This window comes from Kitasatospora sp. NPDC059803, assembly GCF_042732255.1.
GTDB lineage: Bacteria > Actinomycetota > Actinomycetes > Streptomycetales > Streptomycetaceae > Kitasatospora.
This window is the reverse complement of record NZ_JBHWIJ010000427.1, coordinates 1-5414: the sequence shown is the minus strand read 5'-3', so window position 1 is coordinate 5414 and position 5414 is coordinate 1. Positions and strand designations below refer to the sequence as shown.

The window sequence follows — 5414 nt, the reverse complement described above, 5'->3', positions numbered from 1 at the left end:
TCGCGCGCCCCTTGAATTTTCCCGAGGGGCCGCTCAGCCTCCGCCGGTGCTCCCGGACTGCCGGGGCAGCGCCAGCGCCACGGTGTCCGCGAACTCCCGCACCGCGCTCGTCCGGCTGACCACGCGGCCGCTGTGCACCACCAGTCGGCTGTGGCCGCCCGCGAGCGCCCCGGCCAGGCTGTCCCCGCGCACCGCCAGCAGCTCCGCCGGGAACCCGGCGTCCACCCGGACCGGCGGCAGCCCGAGCGCCGCCCGGGCCTGGTTCGCCACCGCGTCGTACGCCGCCTCCAGGTCCAGCTCCCCGCCCGCCGCCAGCAGGTACGCCGACTCCAGCGGATCCGCCCGGCCGACCGGGTTGGACTGGTCCCGCAGCGCGCCGCTGCCGGCCGCCAGCGGCACCCGGGCCTCCGTCAACTCCCGCAGCAGGCCCGGCCGCAGCCCCGGCGCCCGGCCCTCCAGGCCGGTGCAGCCGCCGTTCTGCGGCAGGCAGACCACCCGAATCCCGCCGGCCGCCAGCACCGTGGACGCACCCCGGGTCAGCGCCCCGCACGGCCCGAGTGTCACCCGCGGCCGCAGCGGGGCCAACGCGCTGACCAGCCGCGCGAGTTGGGCCGGATCGCCGGCCGTGGTGTGCAGGTCCACCGGGCAGTCCGCCTCCCGGGCGGCCTCCAGCAGCACCTGGACGTACCCGGCCGGATCCGGGTCCAGCTCCGGGCAGCCGCCGGCCGCGGTGGCGCCCAGCTTGAGCGCGTCGCGCAGTTGCGCCCGGCCGTCGGCGCCGGCCCGGCCGGTGAGCAGCCGGGGCATCGCCACCGCCTGGAGTTCGGCCAGGCCGCGCAGCGCCTGCCGGGCGGTGAGCACCGCCTCCAGCCGGCGCAGCCCGTGCACGTCGCCGATCCGGACGTGGGTGCGCTGGGCGGTGGCGCCGTAGCCGAGCGAGGCGAGCGCGGCCTCGGTGACCCGCCGGGTGAGGTCGCCGGGGCTCTCCGGCGGCGGGGCGGACAGGGCGGCCGAGAAGGCGGTGTCGTAGTGGGCGTGCGCCTCGGCGGGGGCCGGCAGCAGCAGGTAGCCCTTGAGGTCGATCCGGGCGCCGGTGGTGACGGTGGGTGCGCCGGGCAGGGCGGGAAGCGGGCCGAGGCTGCCGACGGTGCCGACGGCCTGGATCCGGTCCCCGCTGATCCGGACGTCCACCACCCGCCCGTCGGCCAGTCGGGCGCCGGTGAGCAGGAGGACCGGTCCGTGCCCGAGCGGGTTGGCTGTCGGGCCGGAGCCGGAGTGCGGTCCGTCGGCGGCTGCGCTGTCCATCGCAGGCTCCTTCCCGCGCTGGCCCGTCCGGTCGGCCGGACCGTCCTGATCCCGGGTCGTCCTGACGCCCCGGGCCGTCCCCGTCGATGAGGGTCGAGCCTATGGCGCGTGGGGGCGGGGCGCTCGGAGGCGGGCAATAGTCGTATCGGGTCGGGCCGTGCGGCTGGTGGGCCGATCGAACGCGGGGCCTTGGATCGTCCGTCCGTTCACCTCGCCGACCTGCGGTCTTCGCGTCGGGATACGGATTTCACCTCTGGGCGCGGAACGTGTAATCTCTTCCTCGTTCGCCCCTATAGCTCAGTCGGTAGAGCGTCTCCATGGTAAGGAGAAGGTCTGCGGTTCGATTCCGCATGGGGGCTCTGGTGAAAAGCAGTCGGCTTCGGTTGTGCTGCGGATCACTGTGGCGGTGTAGCTCAGTTGGTAGAGCAAGCGGCTCATAATCGCTGTGTCACCGGTTCAAGTCCGGTCACCGCTACCCCGCGTAGTCGGTCGGGAGATCGCACTCCCGGTCGGCTACTCTTGTTGTGTTCTTATTCGTTGTCCCAGGAAGGCACTCCCGTGGCTGCCACCGACGTCCGCCCGAAGATCACGCTGGCCTGCGTGGAGTGCAAGGAGCGGAACTACATCACCAAGAAGAACCGGCGTAACGACCCGGACCGTCTTGAGATGAAGAAGCACTGCCCCCGCTGCAACTCGCACACCGCGCACCGCGAGACCCGCTGACCCTCTCGCAGGGCGTCGGGCCTGTGTGACAGGTCTTGAGCTCCGGGCCGCATCCCTCAGGGGGTGCGGCCCGGAGTTTTTCGCGTATGCACCCATGCGCGCCCCGCCGGCGGCAACGGCCGCCGGATCCACCGTGCTTCCGAGGAGTTGCCCCATGGCACTCGACCCCTCCTTCATCGGGCGGACCTACCCGCCCACCGAGCCGTACGAGGTCGGCCGGGAGAAGATCCGCGAGTTCGCGATCGCGATCGGGGACACCAATCCGGCGTTCACCGATCCGGCGGTGGCGAAGGCGCTGGGCCACCCCGACGTGATCGCCCCGACGACCTTCCCGTTCGTGATCACCTACCAGGCGGCCTCCCAGGTGGTCGAGGACCCGGAGCTGGGCCTGGACTACAGCCGAGTGGTGCACGGGGACCAGAAGTTCTCCTACTCCCGCCCGGTGCTGGCCGGCGACCGGCTGACGGTCGCGGTCACCATCGACAACATCAAGTCGCTGGCGGGCAACGACGTGCTCACCGTGCGTGGCGAGGTGTCGGACGCGATCGGCGAGCACGTGGTGACGTCGGTCATGACGCTGGTGGCCCGGGCCGCCGACGAGACGGGGAAGTGAACACGATGGCGATCAGCTACGACGAGGTCGAGGTCGGCACCCAGCTGCCGGCGCAGTCCTTCCCGGTGACCCGCGACACCCTGGTGCGGTACGCGGGCGCCTCCGGCGACTTCAACCCGATCCACTGGAACGAGAAGTTCGCCGTGGAGGTCGGCCTGCCGGACGTCATCGCGCACGGAATGTTCACCATGGCTGCGGCCATTCGGGTGGTCACCGACTGGGTCGGCGACCCGGCCGCGGTGGTCGAGTACGGCGTCCGCTTCACCCGCCCCGTCCCGGTGCCGAACGACGGCGTCGGCGCGGTGGTCGAGGTGTCGGCGAAGGTCGCCAAGCTGCTGGACGACCGCAAGGTGCAGGTCGACCTGCTGGCCACCACCGGCGGGCAGAAGGTGCTCGGGATGTCCAGGGCGGTCGTCCGGCTCGCCTGAAGGCCCCTCGGCCCCAGGTGTGTCCGGCCGCGGCGGGGCCCGTCCGACGGGATTCCCGCCGCGCCCGTCGGCCTTGCGAAGATAGTGATTGGCCACTAACTTTGTCCGCATGGCGAGGGCGAGCATGCGGATGAGTGCGGAGGAGCGGCGCGAGAGCGTCGTTCGCGCCGCAGTGATCGAATTCGCCAGGAGCGGCTACCGGGGGACGTCCACCGAGGCGATCGCCCGCCGGGTGGGTGTCTCGCAGCCGTACCTGTTCCGGCTGTTCCCCGGCAAGCAGGCGATCTTCACGGCCGCCGCCGAGCGCTGCATCGAGGAGACCTGGAAGGTCTTCGACGAGGCCTCGGTCGGGCTGACCGGGCCGGCGGCCGCCCAGGCGATGTCCGAGGCGTACCTGGGCCTGGTCGCGGACGGCGAGCAGCTCATGATGCAGATGCAGCTCTACGTCTCGGTGTTCGCGGCCCGGACGACCGGCGAGGACGAGATCGGGGAGACCGCCCGCAGGCTCTGGGAGGAGCTGTTCGAGCGGGTCAGGGGCCGGATCGGCGGTGACGTGCAGGGCACCGCGGAGTTCTTCGCGTACGGGATGCTGATCAACACGCTGGTGGCGCTGGGGTACCCCCGGGACCACCGGATCTGGAGCGGCCTGGGCTTCGGGGAGCACGAAGAGCACGAAGAGCACGGCGAGGGCGGGGAGTAGCGGGCCGCACGGTGGAGTCCGTGCGGCCTTTTTTCGGGCCTCGAAAGTTAGTGATCAATAACTATCTAAGACCCCTGGGGGGAAACCATGACGGAGAGAACGGAAGAACAGGGCCTGGGACGGCTCGGTGTCTGGACGCTGGTGATCACCAGCGTCGCGGGCTTCATGGCCAGCCTGGACAACCTGGTCGTCACCACCGCGCTGCCGTCCATCCGCGAGGACCTCGGCGGCGGGCTGTCCGACCTGGAGTGGACGGTCAGCGCCTACACCCTGTCCTTCGCCGTCCTGCTGGTGTTCGGCGCCGCGCTCGGCGACCGGTTCGGCCGCCGCCGGATCTTCCTGGTCGGGCTCACGCTCTTCACCGTCGGCTCCGCCGCGGCCGCCCTCTCGCCGGGCATCGGCGCGCTGATCGCCGCCCGCGCCGTCCAGGGCGCCGGCGCCGCGGTCTCCATGCCGCTCACCCTCACCCTGCTCACCGCCGCGGTGCCGGCGGCCAGGCGGGGTCTGGCCTTCGGCATCTGGGCGGGCGTCAACGGCCTGGCCGTCGCCACCGGACCGCTGGTCGGCGGGACGCTCACCGAGCACTTCTCCTGGCAGTGGATCTTCTGGGTGAACGTCCCGGTCGGCCTCGTCCTGATCCCGCTCGCCGCCCTCAAGCTCCGCGAGAGCCGGGGCGCCAACCCGGCGCTGGACGTGGTCGGCACGATCCTGGTCAGCCTGGGCCTGTTCGGCGTCGTCCTCGGCCTGATCCGTGGCAACCCGAACGGCTGGACCAGCCCGCTGGTGCTCGGCTCCCTGATCGGCGGCGTCGCGCTGCTCACCGCCTTCGTGCTCTACGAGCAGCGCTGGGCCCGGCACCCGATGCTCCCGATGCGACTGTTCCGCAGCCGGGCCTTCTCCGCCGTCAACGCCTCCGGCCTGCTGATGTTCCTCGGCATGTTCGGCTCGATCTTCCTGATCAGCCAGCACCTGCAGAGCGTGGGCGGCTACAGCCCGCAGGAGGCCGGCATCCGGATGCTCCCGTGGACCGGCATGCCGCTGATCGTCGCCCCGATCGCGGGCATCCTGGCCGACCGGTTCGGCGGCCGCCCGATCGTGGTCACCGGGCTGCTGCTGCAGGGCGCCGGCCTGGCGATGTACGCGGCGGTCACCAGCGGCAGCACCGGCTACGACTACGCCGCCGAGATCCCCGCCGTGGTGATCTGCGGCATCGGCATGTCGCTGTACTTCGCCCCGACCGCCGCCCTGGTGATGGACAGCGTCCGGCCGGAGGAGCAGGGCATCGCCTCCGGCGCCAACAACGCGCTGCGCGAGGTCGGCGGCGCGCTCGGCGTGGCCGTCCTCTCGGCGGTGTTCTCGGCGCAGGGCGGGTACACGTCGGAGCAGTCCTTCATCGACGGGCTGGTGCCCGCGCTGTACGTCGGCGCCGGGGTGGTGGCGGTCGCGGCGGTCTGCGCGTTCTTCCTCCCGCGCCGGGTGAAGCCCGCGGCCGTCGCCGACGAGCCGGCGGCCGTGGAGCCGGAGCAGGCCGGTGCCGAGCAGACCGGTGCCGAGCAGACCGGTGCCGAGCGGGCCGAGGACGCGGCGCCCGTCCACGCCGAGGCCTCGAAGGCCTGACCGGCCGATCCGGGTGCGGGTGCGGGGG

At 72.3% G+C, this 5414-nt stretch carries 6 protein-coding genes and 2 tRNA genes; 7 read left to right on the top strand and 1 reads right to left on the bottom strand.

Annotation, left to right across the window (positions count from 1 at the left end):
* Positions 1–33 precede the first annotated feature (33 nt).
* Complete coding sequence (locus tag ACFV6I_RS37275; RefSeq protein ID WP_380430487.1) at positions 34–1305, bottom strand: hydrolase; 1272 nt, start codon at positions 1303–1305, stop codon at positions 34–36.
* Between the two features lie 286 nt (positions 1306–1591).
* Between ACFV6I_RS37275 and ACFV6I_RS37270 the strand changes: the two genes are divergently transcribed.
* From ACFV6I_RS37270 to ACFV6I_RS37240, 7 genes are all read left to right on the top strand, one after another.
* Positions 1592–1664: transfer RNA gene (locus tag ACFV6I_RS37270), tRNA-Thr, on the top strand.
* A gap of 43 nt (positions 1665–1707) precedes the next feature.
* A tRNA-Met gene (locus ACFV6I_RS37265) sits at positions 1708–1780 on the top strand.
* Between the two features lie 83 nt (positions 1781–1863).
* Positions 1864–2028 carry a 50S ribosomal protein L33 gene (rpmG, locus tag ACFV6I_RS37260; protein WP_006604855.1) on the top strand — a complete coding sequence of 55 codons (165 nt, stop codon included), beginning with the start codon at positions 1864–1866 and terminating at the stop codon, positions 2026–2028.
* Between the two features lie 154 nt (positions 2029–2182).
* Positions 2183–2641 (top strand): MaoC family dehydratase N-terminal domain-containing protein, encoded by a 459-nt coding sequence (locus ACFV6I_RS37255; RefSeq protein ID WP_363369376.1) that lies wholly within the window; start codon positions 2183–2185, stop codon positions 2639–2641.
* A gap of 5 nt (positions 2642–2646) precedes the next feature.
* A complete protein-coding gene (locus tag ACFV6I_RS37250; RefSeq protein ID WP_063351327.1) occupies positions 2647–3069 on the top strand; it encodes a MaoC family dehydratase in 423 nt (140 codons plus the stop codon).
* Between the two features lie 109 nt (positions 3070–3178).
* Entirely contained in the window at positions 3179–3769 is a 591-nt protein-coding gene (locus ACFV6I_RS37245) for a TetR/AcrR family transcriptional regulator (protein ID WP_380430484.1), read from the top strand.
* Between the two features lie 87 nt (positions 3770–3856).
* Entirely contained in the window at positions 3857–5386 is a 1530-nt protein-coding gene (locus tag ACFV6I_RS37240; RefSeq protein WP_380430482.1) for an MFS transporter, read from the top strand.
* The last annotated feature ends 28 nt before the right edge of the window (positions 5387–5414 follow it).